General features: G+C 35.6%; 18 protein-coding genes. 6 read left to right on the top strand and 12 right to left on the bottom strand.

All coding sequences use genetic code 11. The annotated features are described in order from the left end of the window. Window position 1: 1 nt before the first annotated feature. From L1276_RS03320 to L1276_RS03300, 5 genes are all read right to left on the bottom strand, one after another. Window positions 2-1,453, bottom strand: a complete 1,452-nt coding sequence (locus L1276_RS03320; protein ID WP_253785425.1) for a DUF3526 domain-containing protein — start codon at window positions 1,451-1,453, stop codon at window positions 2-4. Window positions 1,454-1,458: 5 nt separating this feature from the next. Continuing rightward, on the bottom strand, window positions 1,459-3,759 hold the full coding sequence (locus tag L1276_RS03315; RefSeq protein WP_253785423.1) for a TonB-dependent siderophore receptor: 2,301 nt from the start codon (window positions 3,757-3,759) through the stop codon (window positions 1,459-1,461). 1 nt (window position 3,760) lies between these two features. Then, window positions 3,761-4,456 (bottom strand): ABC transporter ATP-binding protein, encoded by a 696-nt coding sequence (locus tag L1276_RS03310; protein WP_253785420.1) that lies wholly within the window; start codon window positions 4,454-4,456, stop codon window positions 3,761-3,763. A 234-nt stretch (window positions 4,457-4,690) separates the two neighbouring features. Continuing rightward, the gene (locus L1276_RS03305) at window positions 4,691-5,041 is read right to left on the bottom strand and encodes a hypothetical protein (RefSeq protein ID WP_253785418.1); all 351 of its coding nucleotides are present in this window, start codon (window positions 5,039-5,041) and stop codon (window positions 4,691-4,693) included. 151 nt (window positions 5,042-5,192) lie between these two features. Beyond that, on the bottom strand, window positions 5,193-5,627 hold the full coding sequence (locus L1276_RS03300) for a DUF1810 domain-containing protein (RefSeq protein ID WP_253785416.1): 435 nt from the start codon (window positions 5,625-5,627) through the stop codon (window positions 5,193-5,195). Window positions 5,628-6,013: 386 nt separating this feature from the next. Between L1276_RS03300 and L1276_RS03295 the strand changes: the two genes are divergently transcribed. After that, a complete protein-coding gene (locus L1276_RS03295) occupies window positions 6,014-6,763 on the top strand; it encodes a 4-hydroxy-tetrahydrodipicolinate reductase (RefSeq protein ID WP_253785414.1) in 750 nt (249 codons plus the stop codon). Window positions 6,764-6,875: 112 nt separating this feature from the next. Here the strand turns inward: L1276_RS03295 and L1276_RS03290 are convergent, their stop codons facing one another. Next, window positions 6,876-9,800: a PQQ-dependent sugar dehydrogenase gene (locus L1276_RS03290; RefSeq protein ID WP_253785413.1), complete on the bottom strand. Its 2,925-nt coding sequence runs from the start codon at window positions 9,798-9,800 to the stop codon at window positions 6,876-6,878. 117 nt (window positions 9,801-9,917) lie between these two features. After that, entirely contained in the window at window positions 9,918-10,289 is a 372-nt protein-coding gene (locus L1276_RS03285) for a helix-turn-helix domain-containing protein (protein WP_253785411.1), read from the bottom strand. A gap of 106 nt (window positions 10,290-10,395) precedes the next feature. Between L1276_RS03285 and L1276_RS03280 the strand changes: the two genes are divergently transcribed. Beyond that, on the top strand, window positions 10,396-11,007 hold the full coding sequence (locus L1276_RS03280; protein ID WP_253785409.1) for an FMN-dependent NADH-azoreductase: 612 nt from the start codon (window positions 10,396-10,398) through the stop codon (window positions 11,005-11,007). Window positions 11,008-11,086: 79 nt separating this feature from the next. Here the strand turns inward: L1276_RS03280 and L1276_RS03275 are convergent, their stop codons facing one another. Beyond that, window positions 11,087-12,367, bottom strand: coding sequence for an acetyl-CoA C-acetyltransferase (locus L1276_RS03275; RefSeq protein ID WP_253785407.1), 1,281 nt, complete (start codon window positions 12,365-12,367; stop codon window positions 11,087-11,089). 189 nt (window positions 12,368-12,556) lie between these two features. Between L1276_RS03275 and L1276_RS03270 the strand changes: the two genes are divergently transcribed. Further along, a complete protein-coding gene (locus L1276_RS03270) occupies window positions 12,557-15,007 on the top strand; it encodes a TonB-dependent receptor (RefSeq protein ID WP_253785405.1) in 2,451 nt (816 codons plus the stop codon). A gap of 200 nt (window positions 15,008-15,207) precedes the next feature. Here the strand turns inward: L1276_RS03270 and L1276_RS03265 are convergent, their stop codons facing one another. The 4 genes from L1276_RS03265 to L1276_RS03250 all read right to left on the bottom strand — a co-directional run bounded on the left by L1276_RS03265 (window position 15,208) and on the right by L1276_RS03250 (window position 18,792). Next, on the bottom strand, window positions 15,208-16,230 hold the full coding sequence (locus tag L1276_RS03265; protein ID WP_253785403.1) for an LLM class flavin-dependent oxidoreductase: 1,023 nt from the start codon (window positions 16,228-16,230) through the stop codon (window positions 15,208-15,210). Window positions 16,231-16,308: 78 nt separating this feature from the next. Next, entirely contained in the window at window positions 16,309-16,698 is a 390-nt protein-coding gene (locus L1276_RS03260) for a DUF1634 domain-containing protein (protein WP_253785401.1), read from the bottom strand. Window positions 16,699-16,702: 4 nt separating this feature from the next. Next, window positions 16,703-17,539, bottom strand: coding sequence for a sulfite exporter TauE/SafE family protein (locus L1276_RS03255; protein WP_253785399.1), 837 nt, complete (start codon window positions 17,537-17,539; stop codon window positions 16,703-16,705). Window positions 17,540-17,799: 260 nt separating this feature from the next. Continuing rightward, window positions 17,800-18,792 (bottom strand): AraC family transcriptional regulator, encoded by a 993-nt coding sequence (locus tag L1276_RS03250; RefSeq protein WP_253785397.1) that lies wholly within the window; start codon window positions 18,790-18,792, stop codon window positions 17,800-17,802. A 137-nt stretch (window positions 18,793-18,929) separates the two neighbouring features. On the opposite strand from L1276_RS03250, the gene L1276_RS03245 reads away from it, so the two are divergent. The 3 genes from L1276_RS03245 to L1276_RS03235 all read left to right on the top strand — a co-directional run bounded on the left by L1276_RS03245 (window position 18,930) and on the right by L1276_RS03235 (window position 24,674). Beyond that, window positions 18,930-21,290, top strand: coding sequence for a TonB-dependent receptor plug domain-containing protein (locus tag L1276_RS03245; protein ID WP_253785396.1), 2,361 nt, complete (start codon window positions 18,930-18,932; stop codon window positions 21,288-21,290). A gap of 25 nt (window positions 21,291-21,315) precedes the next feature. Continuing rightward, a complete protein-coding gene (locus L1276_RS03240; RefSeq protein ID WP_253785394.1) occupies window positions 21,316-22,581 on the top strand; it encodes a hypothetical protein in 1,266 nt (421 codons plus the stop codon). A 173-nt stretch (window positions 22,582-22,754) separates the two neighbouring features. After that, a complete protein-coding gene (locus tag L1276_RS03235) occupies window positions 22,755-24,674 on the top strand; it encodes a tetratricopeptide repeat protein (protein ID WP_253785392.1) in 1,920 nt (639 codons plus the stop codon). Window positions 24,675-24,745 lie beyond the last annotated feature (71 nt).

The raw sequence follows: 24,745 nt of genomic DNA, 5'->3' as shown, positions 1-24,745 counted from the left end.
ATTAAATGGCTTTTAGTTTTTTAGCAGCAATTCTAATTAAAACAAACAATAGAATTACCCATAAAAGAATAGAAATGACAGAAACAATTTCGGTTTTTAAAACCTCCCAGATGCCTTTTGGCTCATAATGAAACTCTTCAACCTCGGCCCAGTGTTCTTTGCCGATTGTGAGCGGTTTGTCGTTTGGTCCGGGCTTTTTATTGCTGATGTATCTTACCTGTAAAGCGTTCATTTTCTGCGCCATGCCGTAACGGTATTTCTCGGCTTGTTTCTGGAAATCGATGTACGAATCATAATCTGTATTGGATAATCCCATCGATAAATTTTTCATTGCGATGTATGGATTTAAGAAAGAAACGGCTTTAGAAAAACTGTTTTGTCTGGCGTATATTTTTAGCAATTCTTCTAAATGCCGGTTATAAATATTCGAGCTGATTTTCTCGCCTTCGGTCATAATAAATCCGGAATAATTAAAAGGAAGTTTTTGTACCGAATCGACTTTGTAAACTCGCAATAAAGAATCTTTAATCGCTTTATAATGCACATCATTCGGGTTATGACTGTCACCTTGTTTCAGAATATCTTTTTCAATATTGCTGTTAAATTGAATTTTAGAAGGCGCTTGATACAAATAAGCTCCAATTGCCTGAGTAGTTCTTGGCAGAATTATGGTAAAAATCAGCCAGATTCCAATTAACGAAACCAATGCTTTTTTTGAAGTTTTGCTTGACGCCGAAATCAAAACGGCCACGACACAAAAGAACATCAGATAAATAAAATGAAACCCAATAAACAAAAGCAATTTGATTGTTTCATCTGCTGAAATTGAAAAGTTTTGAAGCGTTAGCCAAATCAAAACCAAAACGATAATGGTTGGAACAAAAAGCAGCATTACGACGCTTGCAATACCCAAAACTTTACCAAACAAAAGCTGTTTCCAGTTGATCCCCTGACTTAAAAGAATTTTTAAAGTTCCGTTTTCTCTTTCGTAAGCCACAGAATTAAACCCAACAAAAAAGATCAGTAAAGGCAATAAAATCTGTAAAACCATCGCAATACTGATTTCGCCAAAACGAAGCATACTGTTAGAGAATCCGGCTTCAGAGAAATTGGCGGTATTTTGTTTATGTGCTTCAAGGAAAATGGCATTTCCAAAAAACGGTTCCATTCCAAATTCAAAAACGCTTAAAGATGTACTTTTTCTAAAAGCAAAATTCCCGTAATGCGCCATTCTATGCGGATTCTTATCTGGATTTTTCAACCAGTCTTCGCGGGATTCATGCTGATATTTTTCGCTGGTTTCGTTTTGGCTTTTGTAATTATCCCAACCCGAAAACGCAGCAAATAAAAGCAGTGCGCCAATAAAAAGTGTAATAATATAAATTGCCGGATTTTTAAAAACAGAATTTTTAAAATGCCTGGCTATAAGGAGTTCTGTATGTAATAATTTCATATAAATTAAAATTTATAAGTTACGGTAAGGCTTACGTTTCTAGGACTTCCCGGAAATAAACGCAAATAATTCTGTGCGCCCAGCCAATACGTTTTGTTTAATAAATTGCCAGCATTTACAGCAATCTGCACATTACTTTTATTTGGTTTGTAGAATAAAGCGGCATCAAAAATGGTAAAATCAGGAAGTGTAAAATCTCGGGTAAACCAAGGAATTTTACTGCTTTGATACTGCATTCCAATTCCAATTCCAAAATCTTGCAAATCAGAATCCGAAGCAAAATTGTAGCGTGTCCATAAATTGGCGCTGTTTTTTGGTGTGTTTTGCTTTCTGGCACCAATTAAAGCCGGATTATTGTCTTTGATAATTTCGGCATCAATATAACTGTACGAGGCATTAATCTGCCAGTCTGGTGTAATATATCCTGCCAAATCGCACTCAAAACCACGACTGCGTTCAGCACCTCTCGTAACCAGTAAATCAGGATTTACAGGATCATTGGCATTCATTAAAATATTACGCTGTCTGATTTCATAAATTGCAGCATTAAAACTCATCGAGTTGTTAAAAAAAGTAGTTTTAATTCCCACTTCTTTTAAATCACTTTCCAGCGGATCAAATAAACTTCCACCTGGTAAAGTTCCCGTCTGAGGCATTAAAGTAACCGTATTTGATTGTGGCTGATACCCTTCAAGATATGTTGTATACACATTTATGGCATTGTTTACGGCATAAGTAATTCCAACTCTTGGCAGTAAAGCTGATTTTTTAACTTTCAGTTCGTTATTGGTTTCATAGTTTGTAATATCTTCAAACCATTCGTTTCGCAATCCTAATAAAAAAGTAAACTTTTCCCATTGAATCTGATCCTGAATGTAAATCGCATTTGTAGTCGTTAATGCCGATGGCAGAGCCGTTCTCACATTCAGCGTATAATCTTCGGGACTTGTAAGTTTGTAGCTTGGATTACTCAAATTAAAATAATCAACGTTTGGTTTTGGCATGACAACGCCGTCAATAGTAATAGTTTGGTAATTTGAGGCATTCGCCAAAACAAAACTGCTCGCAACCGTTCCGTCATTTAGTACATAACCTCGCGCCGCATTTTGTCCGCCGCCTTTGTTTTTGTTCCAGCTGCTTAAATCGTAGCCCGTCAATAATTTATGATTGAGTTTTCCGGTTTTTAAATCGAAGTTTAAATAAGCACTTAAATTGTCGATATCCCAATTTTGCTGGCGCTGTACAAACTGCATCATCGCCAGATTGGTAACGGGCTGATTGTTCATATCAACCCCAAAAGCATTTGTCGTTCTGTGTTCCTGTAAATCTTCGTTCCAGGTTTGTTTCATGTATGAAGCGTTAAAACCAATTTTCGAATTGAATTTATGGGAAAAATTGGTCGTCAAAATCATTTCTTTCGACTTGAAAAAATCACTTGGAGCGCCAAGATTTAAACTTATCGGCGTTTTATTTAAACTGGTTTTTCCGGCAGAGGCACCAAAAATAGGCTGTCCGCGATCCAGAATTCCGTTCATATCGCTTAAAATTAACTCGGTGTTAATCGCCGTTTTTTCATTTGGGATATAACTAAAAGAAGGCGAGATCAAAAACGATTTATTATTGACTAAATCACGAAATGATTTTGCCTGCTGATACGCACCATTTACACGATATAAAAGTGTTTTAGATTCGTTTAAGGGACCGGTAAAATCAAGCGTTCCGCGCAGAGTACTAAAACTTCCCACGCTCATGCTGATTTCTTTTCGGTCAATTGCCAAAGGTTTTTTGGTTACCATATTAATACTTCCCCCCGGATCAACAGAAGAAAATGTAGCACTCGACGGACCTTTTATTACTTCAACACGTTCTATGTTGCTTGTTAAAGGCTGTAAAAAATAATACTGGCGTGTTCGCATTCCGTTGATTATCTGGCCTTCTTCATTTTGACTAATACCACGAATTGTATATTGATTGTAATAACTAGCGGGAATTACACCACTCGACATTTTAACGGCATCGGCCAGATAAAAAGCACCTTTATCAGTAATTAATTCTTTGGTTATAGTCGAAATAGACTGCGGAATATCTTTGTTTAAAGCAGCAATTTTAGTAGCGGCAAATGAATAATCGCTGTTGTACTTTTTGGTCGAACGACCTACAATTTCAACAGTCTGTAATTCATTTCGTTTGGTTACCATTTCAAGAGAATCTTTTGCAATGCTGTCTTTAACTTTGTTATTGTTATTTTGAGCCTGGATGAAATGCGTACCGCTTATTAAGAGTAAAAGTGAGAATATATTTTTCATCTTAAACAGTTTGTAAATATAAATCTTCCAGTTCATTGGCTGATATTTTATCGGCTTCAATAACGGTAACTAAATTTCCCTGTTTCATAATCCCAATATGCGAAGCAACTTCTCTGGCTCTGAAAATATCATGAGTAGCCATTAAAATTGCCGTTCCGTCTGCCGAAAGTTCTTTTAAAATCTGCGAGAATTCGTTAGACGCTTTTGGATCTAAACCACTCGTAGGTTCGTCCAGTAAAAGCACTTTTGCTTTTTTAGCAATCGCAATTGCGATTCCCACTTTCTGGCGCATTCCTTTAGAATAACCGCCTAGATTTTGGTCGTGTGCTCCAGCCTGAAGCCCGGCTTTGTTTAAAAAATACGTCAATTCTCCCGCAGAATATTTAAATCCTGCCAATGACGAAAAGAATTTAAGATTCTCTAAACCTGTAAGATTTGGGTACAACATTACGGTTTCGGGAATATATGCGACATGTTTTTTGGTTTCCTGATTATTTTCGGTAACCGAAATGTTGTTGATTTCTAATTCTCCCGATGTAGGTTCAATAAAACCTAAAAATAAATTAATGGTAGTAGTTTTTCCGGCGCCGTTTTGTCCTAAAAGAGCAAAGATTTCTCCTTCTTTAATCGTTAAGTTTAAGGCATTCAAAGCCGTATGATCGCCATATTTTTTGGTCAGGTTTTTTGCTGTAAGCATAAGTTTATTTATTGAGAAAATTGATTTTTAAAATAGATGTAGAACTTTCAGGCTTTTTATGATTTTAAAGCTTGATTGTTAGATTTTTTATTGGAGAATTACTGCAATGAAATAATAAGTTTTTTGATTGGCTTTAAAAATTCCAAATCAAAAAATAATAAAATAAGTTTTTCTTTTGCCAATTTCAATTAAGCAGAAAAAGGTTATTTTAGTTGAAAAATAAAATTGTAGTAATTAAAAGAATGCAGGTGGTGCGCGCAGTGCAAAAAGACTGCCTTTGAAAAAGGTTGAAATGCCCTCAAAATAAAGGAATATATAAGAGGTTTCAACAATTGTTTTGTGAAATGTAAATACCTGAAATGAATTTGGAATAAACGTACTGAAAGCAAAATGACAAATAGGACAATTTGTATCGACCGAGTGGCTGTGCGTTATTTCTTTTTGACCAGGTGTATATTTATGTTCACAGCGTTTCTCTGCGGACTGCTTTAAAATATGCTCGTAGGAGTGAACTGTCTGAAACAGCATGGCGAACAATACTATAAAAGACATTAGGAAATTTACGATTGTAATCTTCTTTTTCATTCCGTGATATTTCTGTTTGGATATTTAAATGTTTAATTATCAAACAAATAAACGCAACAGCGTTGCAAATATAAATATCTTATTTAGAAATGCAGTTAAATCGACCTTATTTTTAAAAGATCTTTCAGATTTGCAAAGTGATTCTTACTTCTTATAAATTACTGTATAGTAACTGAAGTGTATGAAAATCTGATGATCCATCGAAAAATTTATGCAGCACTTCCTGAAAAACCGGTTCTGAGTTTTGAATGCTGGCAAACAATGTCATACAGGACTGAAGTTTCTCGACATCAGGAATTCCAAATATATCGCTTACTGTTTCTTCTTCCTTTTTGATTAATTCGGCAGTAATTTCTACAAGATGTTTTCCTAAAATAGGATGTTCTAAAAAAGCAATAGCTTCATCGGCACTTTTAATTTCGTAAAACTTAGAAGTGTCGCTGGAACCCATTCCTTTTATTTGAGGAAAAATAAACCACATCCACGGAGATTCCTTTTTACCTTTTTTTATTTCATCAAGAGCTGTTAAATACAGCTTGTTTTGAGCATCTAAAAATCGTACTAATTCTTTCGTATTGTAAGCCATTATTTACTGATATTGATTCGGGGGGTATCAGGCCATAAAACTAGTCAAAATATGTTGAGTTGTATATTACTAAATCTTTTTTTTACTGCTATTTTTTTTAAATATTACGAAGGAAAATAAGTGTAGAAATTTAGCTGCAAAATCCCTTTTGATGAGAACTTTAAACACTAATGCAGGAAAATCGTATTAGCAGAATAATTCTTGTTAAGTACTTCCTGAATTGTTATAAAAGTGGATTTTAATTAGCGAAACTGTTACAATTTTCCTATTTTTATCGAACTAGGATATTTTAGAGGCTTTTTTTTGAAGCAATTTCCTGATTGTTATGCCTTCTAAAAGTATCAATTTCTGCTAACGAGTTTCATGCTCAATTTAAAAAATATTATATGAAAATAGGATTAATCGGATTCGGAAAGACTGGAAAATCAGTAGCGTCAATATTACTGGAAAACAAAAAATTCTCGCTGGAGTGGGTTTTAAGACAAAGTAAAGTTTTAGAACACAGATCTGTTCCTGAATTTTTCGGAGTTGAGTCAGAAGAACCCGGATTAATTTACTCAAGTGCGACTACAAGTATAGATGAATTATTGGAGAAACATCCGGTTGATGTTATTATTGATTTTTCATCGAATGAAGGGATTTACACTTATGGCGAATCAGCTGCATTAAAAAACGTTAAAATTATTTCTGCTATTTCTCATTATCAAGAAGATGAACTAAAACTACTTAAAAAATTATCTAATAAAACGACTGTTTTCTGGTCGCCAAACATCACATTAGGAGTAAATTATTTATTGTTTGCGGCTAAGTTTTTAAAGAAAATTGCCCCTTGGGTTGATATTGAAGTCAATGAAGAACATTTTAAGAAAAAACAAGGCACATCGGGCACTGCATTAAAAATTGCCGAAGCTCTGGATGTTGAAAAAGAAAACATTAACTCGGTAAGGGCAGGAGGAATCGTTGGAAAACACGAAGTTATATTTGGATTTCCGTATCAAACGGTTCGTTTAATTCACGAATCAATTTCAAGAGAAGCTTTTGGAAACGGAGTCGTTTTTGTGGCGGAGAATTTGAAAGATAAGAAAAAAGGACTTTATAATTTTGAAGATATTTTGACGCCTTATTTTTCGATTTAGATTTTTTTGCCGCAAAGGCACGAAGGCACCATTTTTTTAGTTTCTAAAAATAAATAACGTCCAGTTATGGCTGGACGTTATTCAATATATTCTTTCAAATCAAAACTAATGCTTATTGTTTGGTGATTGGAATCGCTTTAGATGAGGCATTTGTTTTTAGAAAGTAAATTCCGGATGCCTGCTCAAAAATTGAAATTTCATTTCCTTTACCCTGCTTAATTTTACTTCCGGCAGCAGAAAATACACTCCATTCCAACTCTTTAGACAAATGAAATAATCCTTTTGACGGATTGGGATAAACGATGATTTTGTTTGATTCTCCATTCGGATTTTCAACTCCCAGATTACAATTATGAACCATAAAAGGGGAATTGTTTTTTACATTGCTTCCAATTGAATTACTAACGGTTAATGAAACCGATTTTGTTCCTTCTGTACCATAAATTACGGTATGCGGACCAACTCCTGTTGCAGTTGCCGGTTGTGCGCCTTCGCCAAAACTCCAAAGATAATTGTCTACTGTTCCTACAGAAACAGACGTGAAAATTACCGGAGTATTAATACAGCCCATTTGAGGTGTTACTTCAAAATCGGCGATAGGAGCAGCCGTACTTCCTGACAGTACAAATTCCATTTTGTTTACATTGGTGTCATTTTCATCAAAATACAAAGTAATAACATGATTTCCCTGCGTTAATGGAATATTTGGAATTGCAAAGGTCTGCCAGTTTTGGAATCCTCCTGTATTTGGAATATTCACCACTCCGGTTACATTTACACCATCGACTTCAAGATGTAATTTTCTCGTATTATATGGAGTCGCAATTCGTAGATTTATAGTATAGTTTCCGGTTGTGTTTACTCTTGCGGTATATTTTAACCATTCGTCTTTTACTACATAAGAAAGATTAAATCCGCCTTCGTTGCAGACATCTGTTCCTACGCCGTCACCAGGTCGGTACGGTGTGTCTCCTCCGCCATTTTTATCCAGAAAAGCACTTGGGCCAATGTCATAATTTTCGGCTTCAATAACACCCGGAATTTGGGCAGTTAATCCTTGATAAGGTGCATTTTGAAGCACTGTAGCTGTATAGAATGCGGTGTATGTAATTGTTCCTGCCGCTGGAGCTTTAAAAGTTTGATTGGCAGTTCCGCCCTGACCCCAGTGATCAAAATCGTAGCGAGTGTTATCTATATATTGCGGAGTGGGTGCATTTAAGGTTTGCAAAGCTGCATTTGCCACGACTTGTTTTGTTGAAGGTGCTGTAACTGGCTTTTGATTGAATTCTAAATTGAGCGGAACCGGCGAACTTGTTACTGTAACATCAACTAAATTAGGTTTGATGTCGACAAAAGCTGTGCCTGTTAAACCATTACTGTCGGTTACTTTTACGGTAAAACGATACCATACATTTGGTGTTTTTTCTCCCTGATTAGAAGCTGTAAAATTTCCAGCTTTTACGCCTTGCGGACTTGCACCCGGATGTGAGTGTCCTGCTCCCGGAATATCTTCGTGAAAAAGATCGATATTCCATGAAAAAGCACTTGGAGGCAAAGCTCCGTCTTCGACATCTGCTGCTGTGGCTTCAAAGTGTACAATATCATCAGCATTCCATTTTAATGTTGGTAAAGGAGAAACTATTGATACAGTTGGCGCATTGCTAAACGGCGTAACGGTTAAAACTGCGGGATTGCTGGTTGCATTTCCAGCAGTATTAGTAACAATTACTCTATAATTTCCGGCATTTACATTGGTAACATTTGCGATTGTATACGTTGCTGCAGTTGCTCCGTTAATATTTACGTTGTTGAACTGCCATTGATAAGTTAATCCTGTACCGCTTGCCGAAACTGTAAAAGTTACGGGATTGGTTTCCATTATAGATTGAGAAACGGGATGATTTACAATTGTTGGAGCAGCCGTTTCAATATAATCCAGTTTAATTAAAGAACCGTTGTTTCCGTAGGCACAGTAATAAATATAGCCATCATTGCCTAACATCATTCCAAGAACATATTGCTGCGCCTGCGGTGCATTAAAGAAAGTTGTCGAAACCGGATCAGCAATATTAGGATCAAATGACCTGATTTCTGTTCGAACATAATCTTTTATGATAAATTTCCCCTGAAGATTAGGATAACGTGAAATCGTTGGATTGTAAAGTACGCCGTTTGTCAATGCATTTCCAATGGTTCCGGTTCCATATGTAAAAACTGGATTGGTAAATAGATTAGTTTCGGTTTGTTTTCCGTCACCTCCCTGCGGATGTCCCCACGCATAATTACGAATAGCCGGATTGCTGATTTCGTTTATTTCTTCCCAAGACGTTCCAACATCCAAAACATATAATTTATTGGCTGTTTCATTGGGAACCAGTCTCCACGGATTTCTAAAACCGTACACCCAGATGCTTTGTATTTGTGTAGAACCGTTTCCATAATAAGGATTTCCGGGAGCCGGGAGTCCATCTTCTGTTAAACGTAGAATTTTTCCTTTATATGTATCTAAATCTTGTGAATTTGTATTTTGCTGACTATCGCCAACGGTCACATAAAGATAACCGTTGAAAAATTTTAAATCACCGCCATTATGGAATCCGCCGCCAATAGGTTCTAAAAGTAAAATTTCCTGTCTGTTGACAACCTGATTGGTATTGTCGATTTTGATTCTTTCTATTCGATGTCTCACTACGCCGTCATTTATGGCATAAAAAACATAAATATAGCCGTTTACAGCAAAGTTAGGATGAAGCGTTAAACCGAGTAAACCTTGTTCAGCATCTGTTACGGTATTTACCGTAAAAACTGTCGAGACCGTATTGTTTTGAAATACTTTGACAATTCCGGCTCTTTCGGCAATAAAAATTCTTCCGTCGGGAGATTGTTCAAGAGCAAGACCTTCTTTTATTACAGCTGTAGGAGCGAGGTTTTGAGTAATGTATTGAGAATAGGATTGCGATGAAATTAATAAAGCAAAGTTTAATAGAAAAAAACTAAAAAGGCGCCTCGTAATGTTAAGATGTAGACTTTTTTTCATAATTATTCAGAAAATTTAGTGATTTGGGTAATCAAATTTACTCTATTTCTGTATAATTATTGGTTTTACTAAAATTTCTTTTAGGCTTAAAATCAAGTGAATACTTCGGACTTTTTGTTATTTTCCAATAATTTCTTTTCGGTGCAAAGTTCCCCAGTCTCTTAAAGCGATAATAACATTTGTGAGAGATTGGCTGTGTTCTGTTCGCGAATATTCTACAGTTGGCGGGAAAGTATCATAAACCTTTCGGGTTACAAGTTTGTTAACTTCAAGGTCTTTCAGTTCTTTAGAAAGCATTTTATCCGTAATTCCGTTGATGTCTTTCGAGATTTCCTTGAATCGTTTTGGACGGTCAGATAAAGCAATTAGAATTGGTAATTTCCATCTGCCGCTTAACACTTCTAATGCATCTCTTACCGGAAGTAACGCGCCCATGCATTCTTGTGGTTTGCAGTCTTTTACTTCTGAATGTTCCGTTTGTGTTTCCATAATTTATCTATACTATCCTCAAGGATAGCGCTATCCTGGAGGATAGTACTATAAAAGAGATAGCAAATGTAGATAAGTTTGTATCGCAAAACAAATTTTATAAATTATGAGCCAAAAAATTCTACGCATAATTACCAGCACAAATGGAGATACTTCATTCAGTAACCAGTTATCGAACGCGGTAATCGAAAAATTAGCAGCAGCAAATCCCGAAATCAATGTAAAGACTCTTGATCTTACTAAAACGCCTTTGCCATACTTGACCAATTCGCATATTAGTGCAGTTTATGCTCCTGCAGAAACACACACAGCGGCACAAACAGAGGCACTTAAATATTCAGATGAAGCTATAGAAACTTTACTAGAATCTGATATTATTGTAATTGGTGTGCCTTTGTACAATTTTGGTATTCCGGCAGTTTTAAAAGGGTGGATTGATCAGGTTGCCAGAGCTGGAAAGACTTTTAGCTATAGTGCAGAAGGACCAAAAGGATTAGTAACCGATAAAAAAGTGTATTTATCGATTGCATCAGGAGCAATATTTTCTGAAGGACCATATAAAAGCTACGATTTTTCAGAATCATATCTTCGAACTGTTTTAGGCTTTTTAGGAATGACGGATGTTACCACTTTTCGTGTAGAAGGAACCGCAATTCCTGATTTTGCCGAAAATGCTTTGCCAAAAGCGTTATCTTTTGTAGAAGAATTTGCTTTTTAAGACAAACTATAATTACGAGGGTTGAACATTTCGTATGTAGTAAACCCGGCAGGTTTTAAACCCTGCCGGGTTTTAATAATTATTTTTCGATTATCATGGTAACGCCTTGTCCGCCTGCGGCACAAATCGAAACAAATCCCCGGCCTGAACCTTTTTCATTTAATAATTTTGCCATTACGCCAATTATTCTGCCGCCGGTTGCCGCAAAAGGATGTGCGGCTGCAAGACTGCTTCCTTTTACATTTAGCTTTTCGCGGTCTATTGCGCCAAGAGTTTTCTTTAAACCTAATTTGGCACTTAATTCAGGGCTTTCCCAAATTTTTAAAGTTGCCAGCACCTGTGCAGCAAACGCTTCATGGATTTCATAAAAATCAAAATCCTGTAAACTCAATTCAGCTTTTTCAAGCATTTTGCTTGCAGCAAATAAAGGCGCTAATAAAAGGTTCTGCTGGTTTTTTACATATTCTACAGCGGCAACTTCAGCAAAAGTAATATAAGCCAAAATAGGGAGATTGTGTTCTTTTGCCCACTCTTCGCTGGCTAAAAGTACACAAGAAGCACCATCAGTAAGCGGAGTAGAGTTTCCGGCAGTTAAAGTTCCGTTTACTTTATCAAAAGCAGGTTTTAATTTCGCCAGTTTTTCGATAGTACTGTCTTTTCTCAGATTATTGTCTTTTTCAAGTCCGCTGAAAGGTGTAATCATATCATTAAAGAAACCTTCATCATAGGCTTTAGCCATATTCAAATGACTTTTAAGAGCAAAATTATCCTGGTCTTCTCTTGAAATTTTATAATATTTTGCTGTAATCTCGGTATGTCCGCCCATTGAAAGTCCGGTTTGCTGTTCTTCATTTATGGGTACTAAAGGCGATAAATCACTTGGACGTATTTTTAAAAATGCCTTAATTTTTCCACCAAAAGACTTTGCTTGTCTCGCTTCCAGCAAAACTCTCCTTAGTTTTTCGCTAATGGCCATTGGTATATCACTGATAGAATCTACACCGCCGGCAATTCCTGATTCAATTTGTCCAAGCGCAATTTTATTAGCGATGTAAACAGCACTTTCAATTCCGGTATCGCAGGCCTGTTGTAAATCGCAGGCAGGGGTTGCGGGATCCAGAGTTGTTTTCATAACACATTCCCTAATTAAATTATTATCGTAAGTATGTTTGATTACGGCACCTCCGGCAACTTCACCTAATAATTGGCCTTGCAGATTGTACTTATCGACAAGTCCGTTTAAGGCTGCGGTCATCATTTCCTGATTTCCTACAGATGCATAAGCTGTGTTGGCTCTCGCAAACGGAATTCGATTATAACCTACAATAGCAACTTTTCTAACTGTTTTGGTAGTATTCATATTTTGAGGATTTTTTTGCAGGATTAAAGGTAAGCAGACTTAAGTAAAAATTAGCAATAATATTTTCGTTTACCATTATTTCACTAAATACTAGTTTTTAATTATATTTATTTAGAATGATTAAAAATAATTTGGAAAACCCATTATTAGCCTGTACTTTTGCCAAACAAAACTTAAAATAATATTAAAATGAGCATGAATGTTATTAAGAAAGCATTTTTTTTTACGATTCTTTTAACATCATTAAATATGATGAGTCAGGAATTAGGAAAAGTGAGCGGAAAAGTTACTTTAAGCGGAAATGAACCATTAGAAGGCATTTCAGTAGTTCTTAAAGGAACAAAATATTCGTCTGTTACCAACGCAAACGGACAATATGAAATTAGAAATGTAAAACCGGGTTCTTACACAATTAGTGTTCGTTCAGTTGGTATTCATCCTCTTGAAGATGCAATTGTTGTTACTGCAAAACAAACGACAACCAAAAACTTTTCACTTTCTGAAAGTCAGGAAGATCTTGATGAAGTTGTGATCACAAAAAATAAATACAAACAGGATAAACCTTCATTATCATTACGTCTTCAGACTCCGGTTCTTGAAATTCCTCAAAACGTTCAGATTGTAAGCGGGCAGACTTTAAAAGATCAGCAGATTACAAGTATGAGTGATGGTGTAATTCGTAATGTGAGTGGTGCTGTACGTTTAGAGCACTGGGGAGATTTGTACACGAATATTACAATGCGTGGTTCTCAAATTCAGGCTTTCCGTAATGGGTTTAACGTGGTATCTTCTTTCTGGGGACCATTAACTGAAGATATGAGTTTTGTCGATCATATCGAATTTGTAAAAGGTCCTGCAGGATTTATGCTTTCAAGCGGTGATCCAAGCGGACTTTATAATGTGGTAACTAAAAAACCAACCGGAATTACAAAAGGTGAGGTTACTGCAATTGGCGGAAGCTATGATTTTTACAGAGTAAGTCTTGACCTTGACGGGAAATTAGATAAAAAAGGAAAATTATTGTACAGATTTAACGGAGCGGCTCAAAATAAAGGTTCTCACCGTTCTTTCGAACACAATAACCGTTATGTAATTGCTCCGGTAATTTCATATCAAATTGATGATAAAACAAAAATTTCTGCAGAATACAATTTCCAATACGCTAATATGACCGAAGTAGGTTCTTATTATGTATTTGGTCCTGCAGCTGGAGGCTACGCAGCTTTACCGCGCAATTTTACAATGACACAGCCTGGATTACCAGATACTAATATTCAGGATCACAGTGGTTATCTTACTTTCGAACATAAATTTGATGATAACTGGAAACTTACAGCTCAAACCTCTTACTTTAAATACATACAGCAAGGATACAGTTCTTGGCCGGGTGTTGTTGGTCCCGGACCTGCTGACAGAGATTTTGATGGTGTTGCAGAAGGTAATCTTGCTTATGGTGAAATCATCAGAAACGTGGGGATCTGGGATGCTGAAAGTAATATGTATTTAGGGCAGATTTTCGTTAACGGAAAATTCAATACAGGTGCTGTTTCTCATAAAGTATTAGGAGGAGTAGATTTAGGAAGTAAAGATTATGCAGCCGATTGGGGACAATCTCATGATCTCGATACAGTTGATAATCCTTTTAATGTTTATAATCCAAATTACGGAACGCCGTCAAACGGATTACCAAATTTTGATCACACGACACCGCTTTCTATTAGAGCAAAAAATGCAGGAGGTTTAATGAGTACTGAATATGCAGCAGGTTATGTTCAGGACGAATTAGGATTTTTTGAAAATAAAGTAAGACTTACTCTTGCCGGAAGATATACTTGGATCAGTCAGGCAAGCTGGGGCGGAGCACCTATTGAAGACAGCCATATTACGCCGCGTGTTGGATTAAGTATTTCTATTGATGAATCATTAGCGGTATACGGATTATATGATCAGGCCTTTATTCCACAATCTGGTATTATCAAAAACGGAGATAAAGTAAAACCGCTTACAGGTAACAACATGGAAATAGGGATCAAGAAAGATTGGTTCGACGGTTCCTGGAGTACAACTTTGGCAGCTTACAACATCTTAAAGAAAAACGAACTTACATCAGATCCGGCCAATACTCCGGGTCAGCAGTTTAGTGTTGTTTTAGGAGAAAAAAGAGCACAAGGTTTTGAATTTGATTTAAGAGGAAAATTATTCGACGGCCTTAATCTTATTGCCAACTATGCGTTTACTGAATCAATTGTAAATGAAGTTGATCCTGCGGTTTCATTAGCAACAGGAATTAAAAAAGGAGATATCGTGCCGGGTTATGCAAAACATACTGCAAACGCTTGGTTAAACTATACAGTACAAGGCGGTGCACTTAAAGGATTTGGCGCTTCTATTGGAGGATCGTTCCTTGCTGGACGTCAAACAGATACTTGGAGTGTAGGTTTAGAAAAACTTCCAACTTATTTCAGACTTGATGGAGGTTTATCTTATGAAACAGGTAAATTTAAAATTACAGGAAATGTATTTAATATCTTAGATAAATACCTTTACAGTGGTTCTTACTACAGCTGGTTAAATGCATATTACTGGCAGACAGAACAGCCGGTTAACTTTAGAATTGGTGTAACATACAAATTGTTTTAATTTCAATACAGCCAAATAAAAAGAAAGCATCCGATAAGAACGGATGCTTTTTTTTATAGGTTCAAAGGCTAAGAGAGACAAAAGTTCAAAGTTTTTTTTGAATTGTTATATGTTTATATTGTCCACTGGTTTAACGGTTTACACTGTTTAATTATAATAAATCCGTTTAATCTGTGTATCTGTGGCCAAACACACACCAATTATCCTTTTCTAATCAAAGGAATTAATTTTGTTCCGATAAGTTCTATAGCGCTCATTAACTGCGAATGCGTCAATCCTGCGTTATCCATCTGAAAAGTAAACCTTTCTATACCGCCAAGTGCTTCACTGTGGCGTAAGATTTTCTCTGCCGCTCTTTCCGGACTTCCTACAATTAAAACACCCAGATCATCAATTAATCCATCAAATTTACCTTTTGTTACTGGAGGCCAGCCTCTTTCATATCCTAATTTTGTCCATAACTCGGCATAACCCGGATAATATTCTTCGATTGCTTTTTCGGTTGTATTCGATACATATCCCGGAGAATGTATTCCGACTTTTAATTCGTGTGATTTAAAACCTGCTGCTTCACCAGCCTGACGATATAAATCGATTAAAGGTTTAAATCGATGTGTTTGTCCGCCAATTATAGCCACCATTAAAGGTAAGCCCAAACTTCCGGCTCTGATAAAAGATTCAGGAGTTCCGCCAACACCAAGCCAAATAGGCATTTTTTCCTGTAAAGCTCTCGGATAAACGGGCTGATTATTTAATGCCGGACGAAATTTTCCGTACCAGTTTATAAATTCGTTGTCTCTAATTTGAAGTAATAATTCCAGTTTTTCCTTAAAAAGTGCATCATAATCATTAAGATCAAATCCAAAAAGGGGATACGCTTCAATAGCAGAACCACGGCCCACAACAATTTCAGTTCTTCCTTTAGAGATTAAATCCAGTGTTGCAAAACTTTGATAAACACGAACCGGATCGGCAGCGCTTAAAACCGTTACCGCACTTGTCAAACGTATGTTTTGGGTTCTCGTTGCTGCAGCACTTAAAATGACTGCCGTTGCCGAGTCCAGAAATTCTTTTTTATGATGTTCTCCAATCCCAAAAACATCTAATCCAGCCTGATCTGCAAATTCAATTCTCTGCAGTAATTGTTCCATGGCATCTACACCGCTAAGCGTGTTACTGTCGCCATACATTGCCGAAGCAAAACTATCTATTCCTATTTCCATAAAATGCAGTTTAAACCAAATTACAATAATTAAATTCCCAGATCAATTCTACTATTCAATTCTAAATTCTACTATTTCTTAATGAGAAAACCCAAAAGATATACTCGTTATAATAATCAGAATAACGATCAATGTAATGACAACATACAGATAATCTTTCTCTAACAGAAAAGAAAATAAAGAAAGTAAAACCCTGAATACAGGTGTAAGGAAAAGCAAAATAATACCAACAAATATTAAATAAGCTCCATTTCCCTGAACAGCGCCATGGTAAACGGCAGCAATAACTTCGAAGATATTTCGGTCGTTTTCCTTAAAAACCGAATAATCTTCGATTTCACTTCCGTGGTGCATTAAATATACAATTCCGCCAATAAAAGCAACCGATAACGAAATCCAAACGCCGTAGCGTAATAAATTTCCAATAATAGTTTGAAAATCTTTTTCTCCAAATTTTTCGTTTTGCATAACTTTAGATTTTTCCATTAATTCCGTTGTAGATCATATTAACTGCCAATACAAAAATCAGGCATGCAAAAAAGATTCTCAATTTTTTAGGGTTGGTTCTTACCAAAACTTTAGCTCCGGCCATAGCACCAAACAATACGCCAATAACCACAGGCATACAAATTCCGGGTTCGATATATCCTTTCTGGATATAAATTACAGAACTTGCCATTGCCGTAACGCCCATCATAAAGTTGCTTGTAGTAGTCGAAACCTTAAACGGAATTCTCATAATATTATCCATGGCAATTACTTTAAAAGCGCCAGAACCAATTCCTAGTAAACCCGACATCATTCCGGCAATTCCCATCATGCTGAAACCGCCAATTACGTTTTTGGTTCCATAGCTTACCACTTCGCCGTCGTGCGTTGGATAAGTTCCGTCTAATTTTAGTTTTTTAGCCAGCGGGCTTGATTCTAAAACAATATGTTCTTCTTTCTTTCGAAGTGAATTTACAGCAGAAAATATTAAAGTAAGTCCGAATAAAACGGCAATGAATGAAGTAGGGGCAATAGTAGAAAGCAATGCACCGCAAACGGCTCCAATTGTAGTTGCAATTTCAAGAAAAATCCCTAGGCGCATATTGGTAATTCCTTCTTTTACATAAGCTGCCGCCGAACCTGAAGAAGTGGCAATAACCGAAACTAAAGCCGCTCCAATTGCATAATGAATATCAACACCAAGAACTATAGTTAAAAGAGGAATAATAATGATGCCGCCGCCCAAGCCTGATAATGAACCAATAAAACCGGCTAAACAAGCCCCAAGAAGCATAATCAGGGTAAAAGTAAGTACTGTCATTAGATATATTTTATTGGACGCTAATTTACGAATAGATATCTGTTCGGGAAGGTTTTTAGAACTTAAATATACCTTAAAAATTTTTTAGTGCTCCGTTTTTTAGTGCTCAGCCGCAGTTTTCAGTTTTCAGTTTTCAATCTCAGTTTTCAGTCATAGTTTACCGTTTACAGGGACTTTGTCAAAGTTTTAAACTTTGACAGAGTTTTCACGTTTTTTAAATTAGACAGACCACACTGAAAACTGAAAACTGCGGCTGAATACTAAATCTTAAGCCTCAATTTAGTAGGCGGGTAGCCAAAGATTCTTTTAAAGGCAATGCTGAAATTAGATACATTTTGATAGCCTGAAAGATGGCTTATTTCCTGAATTGAAAGCGATGTATCAGCTAAATAATGTCGGGCTTTGTTCATCCTGATTTCCTGCAGATAGCCAAAAACGGTGTCGCCAAAAACGGTTTTAAAACCTTCTTTCAGTTTGGTCTGATTCACGCCGACTTTACGTGCCAGTTCTATAATAGTAAACGGATTATCAATGTTTTCGCGGATTAACTGTGCGGCAAATTTTATTTTTTCGACATCGCTTCCTGCTAAGTTCAGTGATTCTTTTTCAGTATCTAAATTGTAATGGCTTAACGCAATAAGCTCATAGACTTTAGATTCCATATAAATTCTTCGGGTTAAACCCCTGTAAAAACAATTCTTTATATCCTGCATTACACCAAATATTTTAGCACTTATCTTGATTTCATTTTTGGCTAAAGCGGTGCTGGAATTTTTTTGAATATTATTAAGGAAATTGTCCATTACTTTCGATTCTCCTTCATATTTAGTAAGCACATTTAAAGGAAGATGAATGTCAAAAGTATTGTAGATAATATCTTTTTTGAAGTCAATTTTTGCATGATTATCTTCTGCAGAAAGATAAGTTATATTGCCCGACATCGGCGAAGCATAATCTTTAACAGAACCCGGATTTATATACCCGATTTTTTGGTCAGAAAGATTAAAATGCATTTCTAATAACGAAGAATCCCCATGTCCCGAAATCGCAACATCGTCATGCAATTGATAACTTCCCTGAAGAATCGATAACTCTTCTGTAATCGTGTGTTCATGAAATAAAATGTCTCCTTTGGGGGTGATAAATTTTATGTCTTTTTCGTTTTCCAGTTCTATTCCAGGCTGTTCTATTTCTGGTTTTTTGTCCGTTTCCAGAAAATCTGCAAAATCATTTGAATCAATTTTAAATGCCATGCCTTATACTTCTATATTCATAATTAAAACTTCCACTTTCATAAATGCAGCCATTAGTAATCAAATACTTTTGCACTTGCAAATATAATTTATAATAAGTTTAAATAAAAACAGCTTTGACATTTAAATTAAATCTTATGTTTATGTTCCTGGTTGGTCTTTTCTCTGCAAATGCCTGTCCAGTTTACATTCATGTTGAAGATAATCTTGGAAATCCTGCATCCGGTTTAACCGTTTTGGTTAACAGTAAACCGATGGGAAACAGCAGCAACTCAGGTATTCTGGAACTTTCTCTAATCGATGGAAATTACACTATCGAAATTGTAAAAAACGACATTATTAAGTCCCGACAAACCATTTCGGTTGTCTGCGGCGAACGTAATCATTTTACTTTCAGCATAGATTCTTCAAACAGTGATCAGGCAAATTTAAAAGAAGTTCTGATACAAAACAAAAGCGTGAAAAAGCAAATTGAAGAATCTCCTTTTTCTGTTCAGGTTATCGATTTAAAAAAACAGTATGATAAAGCAGGAGATGTTGGAGACTTTTTAAACAGAGCTTCGGGTGTAAAATTAAGAACAAACGGAAACATAGGTTCTCAGGTTCAGATTAATCTGGGTGGACTTCAGGGAAAAGCGGTTCGTATTTTTAAGGACGGAATCCCTATAGAATTGTTTGGACATGGTTTCAGCCTTGGAACAATTCCGGTAAATATGCTCGACCGCGTTGAAATTTACAAAGGCGTAATGCCGGTTTATCTGGCTTCTGATGCTTTGGGAGGAGGTGTGAATCTGGTAACCAGAACTTCAAATAAAAACTTTGCCGAAGTATCCTATGAAATCGCTTCTTTCAACACACACAGAGCAACAGCAAATTTTTATCTTCAAAATAAAAATAATTTCTATGGAGGTTTTAACGGTTCTTTTAATTATTCTGATAATGATTATAAAGTAAATGTTCCTGTTCAAAATTCAACCAATGAAGAATTTAGAGATGTAAAACGTTTTCATGACATGACAAGATCCAGTTACGGAGAGGCTTTTGTTGGATTAAAAGACAAATCCTGGGCAGATGATCTTCGTTTTACTTTGATTTATTCTGATTTCTACAAACAGATTCAAAATGATGCCGGAATGGTGAGTGTATACGGACAGGCATTTTCTAAAGAACAAAATTATACGGGAATGGTAAATTATCGTAAAAAGTTTTTTGACGATAAACTAAAAGTATCTTTTTTAACCAATTACAGTCATTTTAACACCAAATTTATTGATACAACAACCGTTCGTTACAATTGGTTAGGCGAAATTATTGCCGAAAATATGCAGCCGGGAGAAATTAGAACGGGAAATAATCAGCGAATGAAATACAATTTTGTTTCATCGAGATTGAATTTAGAATATCAGCTTTCTGATAATGACTTTTTAGAATTTAGTGAACTATATTATTCACAAAGAAGAAAAGGAAGCGATCCGCTGGGAGCAGTTTCTGTAATTGAAGGTGTTGATGTGCTGACCGTTCCTGCATCATATAGAAAAGACAATATGGCTCTGGCGTGGCGTTCTTTATGGTTCCAAAACCAATTAGAAAGTATCGTTGCGGCAAAATACTATCATTATAATACAGAAGGTTTTACGACTGATAATTATGGTTTTGCCTGGAGATCTTCAAAAGAGGACAGTCAGTTTGGTTATTTGGGAGGTTTAAAATGGGTAAAAGACAGTTATTTAGTAAAGCTTTCGTACGAATATGCAACGCGCCTTCCTGATGAATTTGAAATTTTTGGAGATGCGAGACTGGTAAAAGAAAATCTGGATCTTAATCCTGAAAAAAGCCACAATTTAAACTTAAACGGACAATACACCATTGCAAAAGGAAACAGCAGTTTAACTTTTTCGGCGAATTTATTCTACAGAAAAGTAAAAGATATTATTTTTCTTGAATTGGATATTCCGTTCAATCGATATATAAATTATGAGAATTCGGATATAAAAGGTTTTGAATTTGAAACCAATTATTCGCCTGCAAAATGGCTTAATACAGGATTCAATATAACTTATCAGGACATTCGCAGAGTAGGAATTGAGGAAGCCGCTTTTAAATATTTAAATGACTCAAGAGTACCTAATATTCCGTTTTTGTTTGGAAACTTCTGGGCAAACACCTATTTCTCAAACGTATTTGAAAAAGACGACAGCTTAAATTTTACCTGGAATGCCAATTACACCCACCGATTCTTTTTAGTTGATATTCCAAAAAATCAGGAACCGCCCTTATTTGGTTCAGTAAAAGATTTTCAGACTTCATTAATAATTCCAAAAGACGGAAGATTAGGTCAGTTTTCTAATGATGTTGGCGTGAACTATCATTTCTCTGACCAAAAAACAACCGTTTCGGCCGAGTGCAGAAATATTGGAGATGTAAGGCTGTATGACAATTTTAATGTTCAAAGACCCGGAAGATCATTCCACCTCAAACTAGTTTATAATTTTTTTTAAATAAAACCAATAAATCAGATTAACTATGAAAAGAAGCAAATCACTTCGTTCAGTACTGGCAGGAATCGCTGCTTGTATGCTTTTATTTTCTTGCAGCAGCAATGACGATAATAACAATACCGATAATGGTAACAACGATGATACTTTACCAAAAAACGAAACTTGGATTATATACAACGGTGCAGCTAACTGGAGCGGTGGTGTTTATGCCTTAAAAGATAACAAATCAAGAGAAATCAACCTTTCTGGATTACCGTTTTTACAAGTAACTTCATCTTTAGGAGGAAGAACATTTGAAAAAAGTCTTTTTAAAGTAAATGACGTTTCAAATGCAAAACAGGGTATTAACAAAATGGGAATTGATGCAACAGGTAAAGTGGTTGACCAAGGATTTTTACCTTCTCTTTCTAACGCTTACGAAACTAACTTTTTAGTAGCAAGTGCAACAGAAGGGTATTACTGGGATAAAGTAAGAGGCGGATTGAAATTGCAAAAATTTAACCCAACTACAATGGAGAGAACTGGAGAAATTGATTTTTCTTCACTTTCAGAAGGACAGCCTTTAGAGTCAATCGGACAGTTAATTATTGCAAAAAGAGACAATAAATTATACTTAGATTTATTATTAGGAAATAAAGCTGCAGGAAACTGGCAGGTAACTCCGGTAGTTAAAGAAGCCGCTATTGCAGTGTATGATTTAACTACAAACAAAATCGAAAATGTAACCAAAATTGGCAATACAACGAACTTAGGTGTGTTTATTGACCACGTTCTATGGAGTTTAGACGAAGTTACCGGCGATTTATATTTTGCTACAGTTGGTGATATGAAAACACAGCCAAGTGACTATTCTTCAAAAATTCTTAGAATTAAAAAAGGAGAAGTTAATTTTGATGCATCATTCGTAATCGACATGAAAACATACCAGTTTCCAGCTGAGTTCAACAGACTTTTTGCTTACAACAACAAAATTTATACTACAATTCCATCAAGAGCTGTTTCGTATTATGGAGGAGGACAGCACGGAGTTAAATATAGAGATGACGTTTGGTTCTGGAATGAGATCGATGCTGTGACTAAAAAAGCAACTCGTTTAAATATGCCGCCAGATAATTTCTATACAACTCAAAATCCATTTTTCCATAACGGAGAAATCTATTTCTTATCAAACAGTACTACAGACGGTTTCTCTGGAGTTAACCAATATAACCCTTCTACAGGAGTTGTAAAAGAAACTTTCCGTTTAAAAGAAAGCGGAAGAATCCAAGGATTTAATATCATCAAAGACTAATTTTAAGTTTTGTCTTAGATATTTAGCCCATAACTACTATTTTTTGAAACAGAAGTAATTTTTAAAATTGCTTCTGTTTTTTTTTGAACATTCAGTTTTTCAAAATCACTATTTATAATGATTTCTGTGGTTTAGCGAACCTTTACATTTGCTTTTTTTAACAGAAGAATATCATGAAAAATTACCGTTCGTATAAAAAAGTTGATCCCGTTTATTTTAGCGGTGAAATTTTCTTTCCCGTTGGATTATTGTGTGCCGCAGCACTTATAAGTTATGTACTGCTTTATTTTATCGGATTTGGATTTGCTGTCTTTTTTAATGCAGCGCTTGCCTGGTGCGGTTATTTTTACTTTTATTATTACGGAAGGTCCCGTGCCGGAATTACTTTAGAATTTTTGGCTGGAGTTTTTCTGCTTACAGCATTCTTGCTGTTTGTAGATTATGGCGTTTATGCTTTGGTAGAATATCAAAAAACAGCACTATTCAACGGTTTGTATTTTTCAATCTGGTTAACTATTCTGCTGGGAATTCCAATCGTTTATTATACGCATTATTTCGGGTCGCATTATTATGCAAAAGTTCGTTTGGCCAATGCTTATTTTAAAGCTTCATTTAGTGTTTATCACGATAGGGAACTTCTTATGTATATTGATTCGATTGCCTTTATAAATTCTTCTAAACATTTAATTTCAGATATAAAAGCTGCGAACAATGTTCCTTTTTATTCAGAAGAAGAATTGGCAGAAATGGAAACCTCTTCAAAATATTATCATTTACAGCAATCTGCTTTTTCGGGTTTAATTCATATTCCTTTTGGTACAGATAGTTTTGAAATATCATGGTATTCTATAATCGAAGATCAATATTATAAAATTAATGTTCCTTTTCCGTTTGATAAATTACAGCTCGAAGAAGAAAAATACCCATTAAACGAATCCAAAAATATAAGAGGACAAAAAATAAAACGCACCTATCTTCATATTTACCAGAACGGAGGTTTTAAATTATATAATGATGATGCGGTTTTGCTTGACTTTACAACCAATGAATCGACGGAAATCAGTGAGGAAGAAAAGAATGAAAAAATTATCACACATCAATCCAGTCATAAATATTATAATAACAAAGAGTATTTTTATCAGTTAATCGAAAGCATCAGAAAGTCCAATAACATTCAGGAACGTTTTGAACTCAAAGATAAATTAACAGCCTGGAATTTAGAATTTTCGGGTTTGGACCAACACCATTATTTAGAAATTACCGACACGACTTTTGGAAATTACAAGATAGAAAAAGAAGCTGCCGCAGAAATTTCGCCGCGCTATCTGCCTAAAAAAATCACATTTGTTTACAGGGGTTCCTATTTGTTTCCGTGGATGAAACTGCATATAAATCCGCAAAAATTACATCACTTTATAGAAAAAGTTTTACCAGATGATTTTGAAAACCGTGTTTCGTTTTCTCTTGAATTTAAAGAAAATAATCCGAAAGATTTACTTTTCACAATTTCATCAAACGAAAAGAAAGTTGTTTTTACAGATTGGGAAATTGAAATTGATGAATATCGCAAAAAAGAAATGGATGAAGAACGGTATGAAAAAATAGAAGATGATACGAAACGGGCACTCCTAAAAGAAGGCTGGGATTATGTTTTTGCTAAAAATTACGAAGCAGCCCAAAAAAATTGCGACGCTCTGCAAGCCATAGATTCGCAATATGCATCGGCATATTTTCTAGAAGCAAGAATACTTTGGTACACAAAAGGATTTGAAATATGCTACAGTAAAAGAGATTATTTTTTTGCAAAAACAGAACACGAACCGCCTGTTCACGCACTTATTTACAATAGTTATGGCTGCATTTTAGATCGCGAACTGCGTTATGAAGAATCACTTCCGTATTTTGAAAAGGCGGTTGAAATAAATCCCAAGGAACCCATTTTTGTCTGTAACCTCGGCGAAATGCATTATAAATTAAAAGATGCTGTAAAAGCTTTAAAAGAGGTCCGAAAAGCCAAATTGATGGGATATGAATCCGAAATGTTAGCAGAAATTTTAGAAAATAAAGGCGTAATAGATTTGATTAATCATTAAAGTAAAAATCACTATTTATAGTGATGCAGGAAATAAATTCAGAAGATACATTTGCCTTTGTAATTAATAAC

This window comes from Flavobacterium sp. HSC-32F16 (assembly GCF_024171645.1).
Taxonomy (GTDB): Bacteria; Bacteroidota; Bacteroidia; order Flavobacteriales; family Flavobacteriaceae; genus Flavobacterium.
This window is presented reverse-complemented; position numbering and strand designations above follow the sequence as displayed.

Coding starts and splice junctions, on each gene's coding strand:
- L1276_RS03265 (WP_253785403.1), bottom strand. CDS start 16,230: ATGGAAATAGGAATAGATAGTTTTGCTTCGGCAATGTATGGCGACAGT.
- L1276_RS03270 (WP_253785405.1), top strand. CDS start 12,557: ATGAGCATGAATGTTATTAAGAAAGCATTTTTTTTTACGATTCTTTTA.
- L1276_RS03280 (WP_253785409.1), top strand. CDS start 10,396: ATGAGCCAAAAAATTCTACGCATAATTACCAGCACAAATGGAGATACT.
- L1276_RS03260 (WP_253785401.1), bottom strand. CDS start 16,698: ATGCAAAACGAAAAATTTGGAGAAAAAGATTTTCAAACTATTATTGGA.
- L1276_RS03255 (WP_253785399.1), bottom strand. CDS start 17,539: ATGACAGTACTTACTTTTACCCTGATTATGCTTCTTGGGGCTTGTTTA.
- L1276_RS03245 (WP_253785396.1), top strand. CDS start 18,930: ATGTTTATGTTCCTGGTTGGTCTTTTCTCTGCAAATGCCTGTCCAGTT.
- L1276_RS03250 (WP_253785397.1), bottom strand. CDS start 18,792: ATGGCATTTAAAATTGATTCAAATGATTTTGCAGATTTTCTGGAAACG.
- L1276_RS03285 (WP_253785411.1), bottom strand. CDS start 10,289: ATGGAAACACAAACGGAACATTCAGAAGTAAAAGACTGCAAACCACAA.
- L1276_RS03320 (WP_253785425.1), bottom strand. CDS start 1,453: ATGAAATTATTACATACAGAACTCCTTATAGCCAGGCATTTTAAAAAT.
- L1276_RS03275 (WP_253785407.1), bottom strand. CDS start 12,367: ATGAATACTACCAAAACAGTTAGAAAAGTTGCTATTGTAGGTTATAAT.
- L1276_RS03295 (WP_253785414.1), top strand. CDS start 6,014: ATGAAAATAGGATTAATCGGATTCGGAAAGACTGGAAAATCAGTAGCG.
- L1276_RS03305 (WP_253785418.1), bottom strand. CDS start 5,041: ATGAAAAAGAAGATTACAATCGTAAATTTCCTAATGTCTTTTATAGTA.
- L1276_RS03300 (WP_253785416.1), bottom strand. CDS start 5,627: ATGGCTTACAATACGAAAGAATTAGTACGATTTTTAGATGCTCAAAAC.
- L1276_RS03315 (WP_253785423.1), bottom strand. CDS start 3,759: ATGAAAAATATATTCTCACTTTTACTCTTAATAAGCGGTACGCATTTC.
- L1276_RS03290 (WP_253785413.1), bottom strand. CDS start 9,800: ATGAAAAAAAGTCTACATCTTAACATTACGAGGCGCCTTTTTAGTTTT.
- L1276_RS03240 (WP_253785394.1), top strand. CDS start 21,316: ATGAAAAGAAGCAAATCACTTCGTTCAGTACTGGCAGGAATCGCTGCT.
- L1276_RS03235 (WP_253785392.1), top strand. CDS start 22,755: ATGAAAAATTACCGTTCGTATAAAAAAGTTGATCCCGTTTATTTTAGC.
- L1276_RS03310 (WP_253785420.1), bottom strand. CDS start 4,456: ATGCTTACAGCAAAAAACCTGACCAAAAAATATGGCGATCATACGGCT.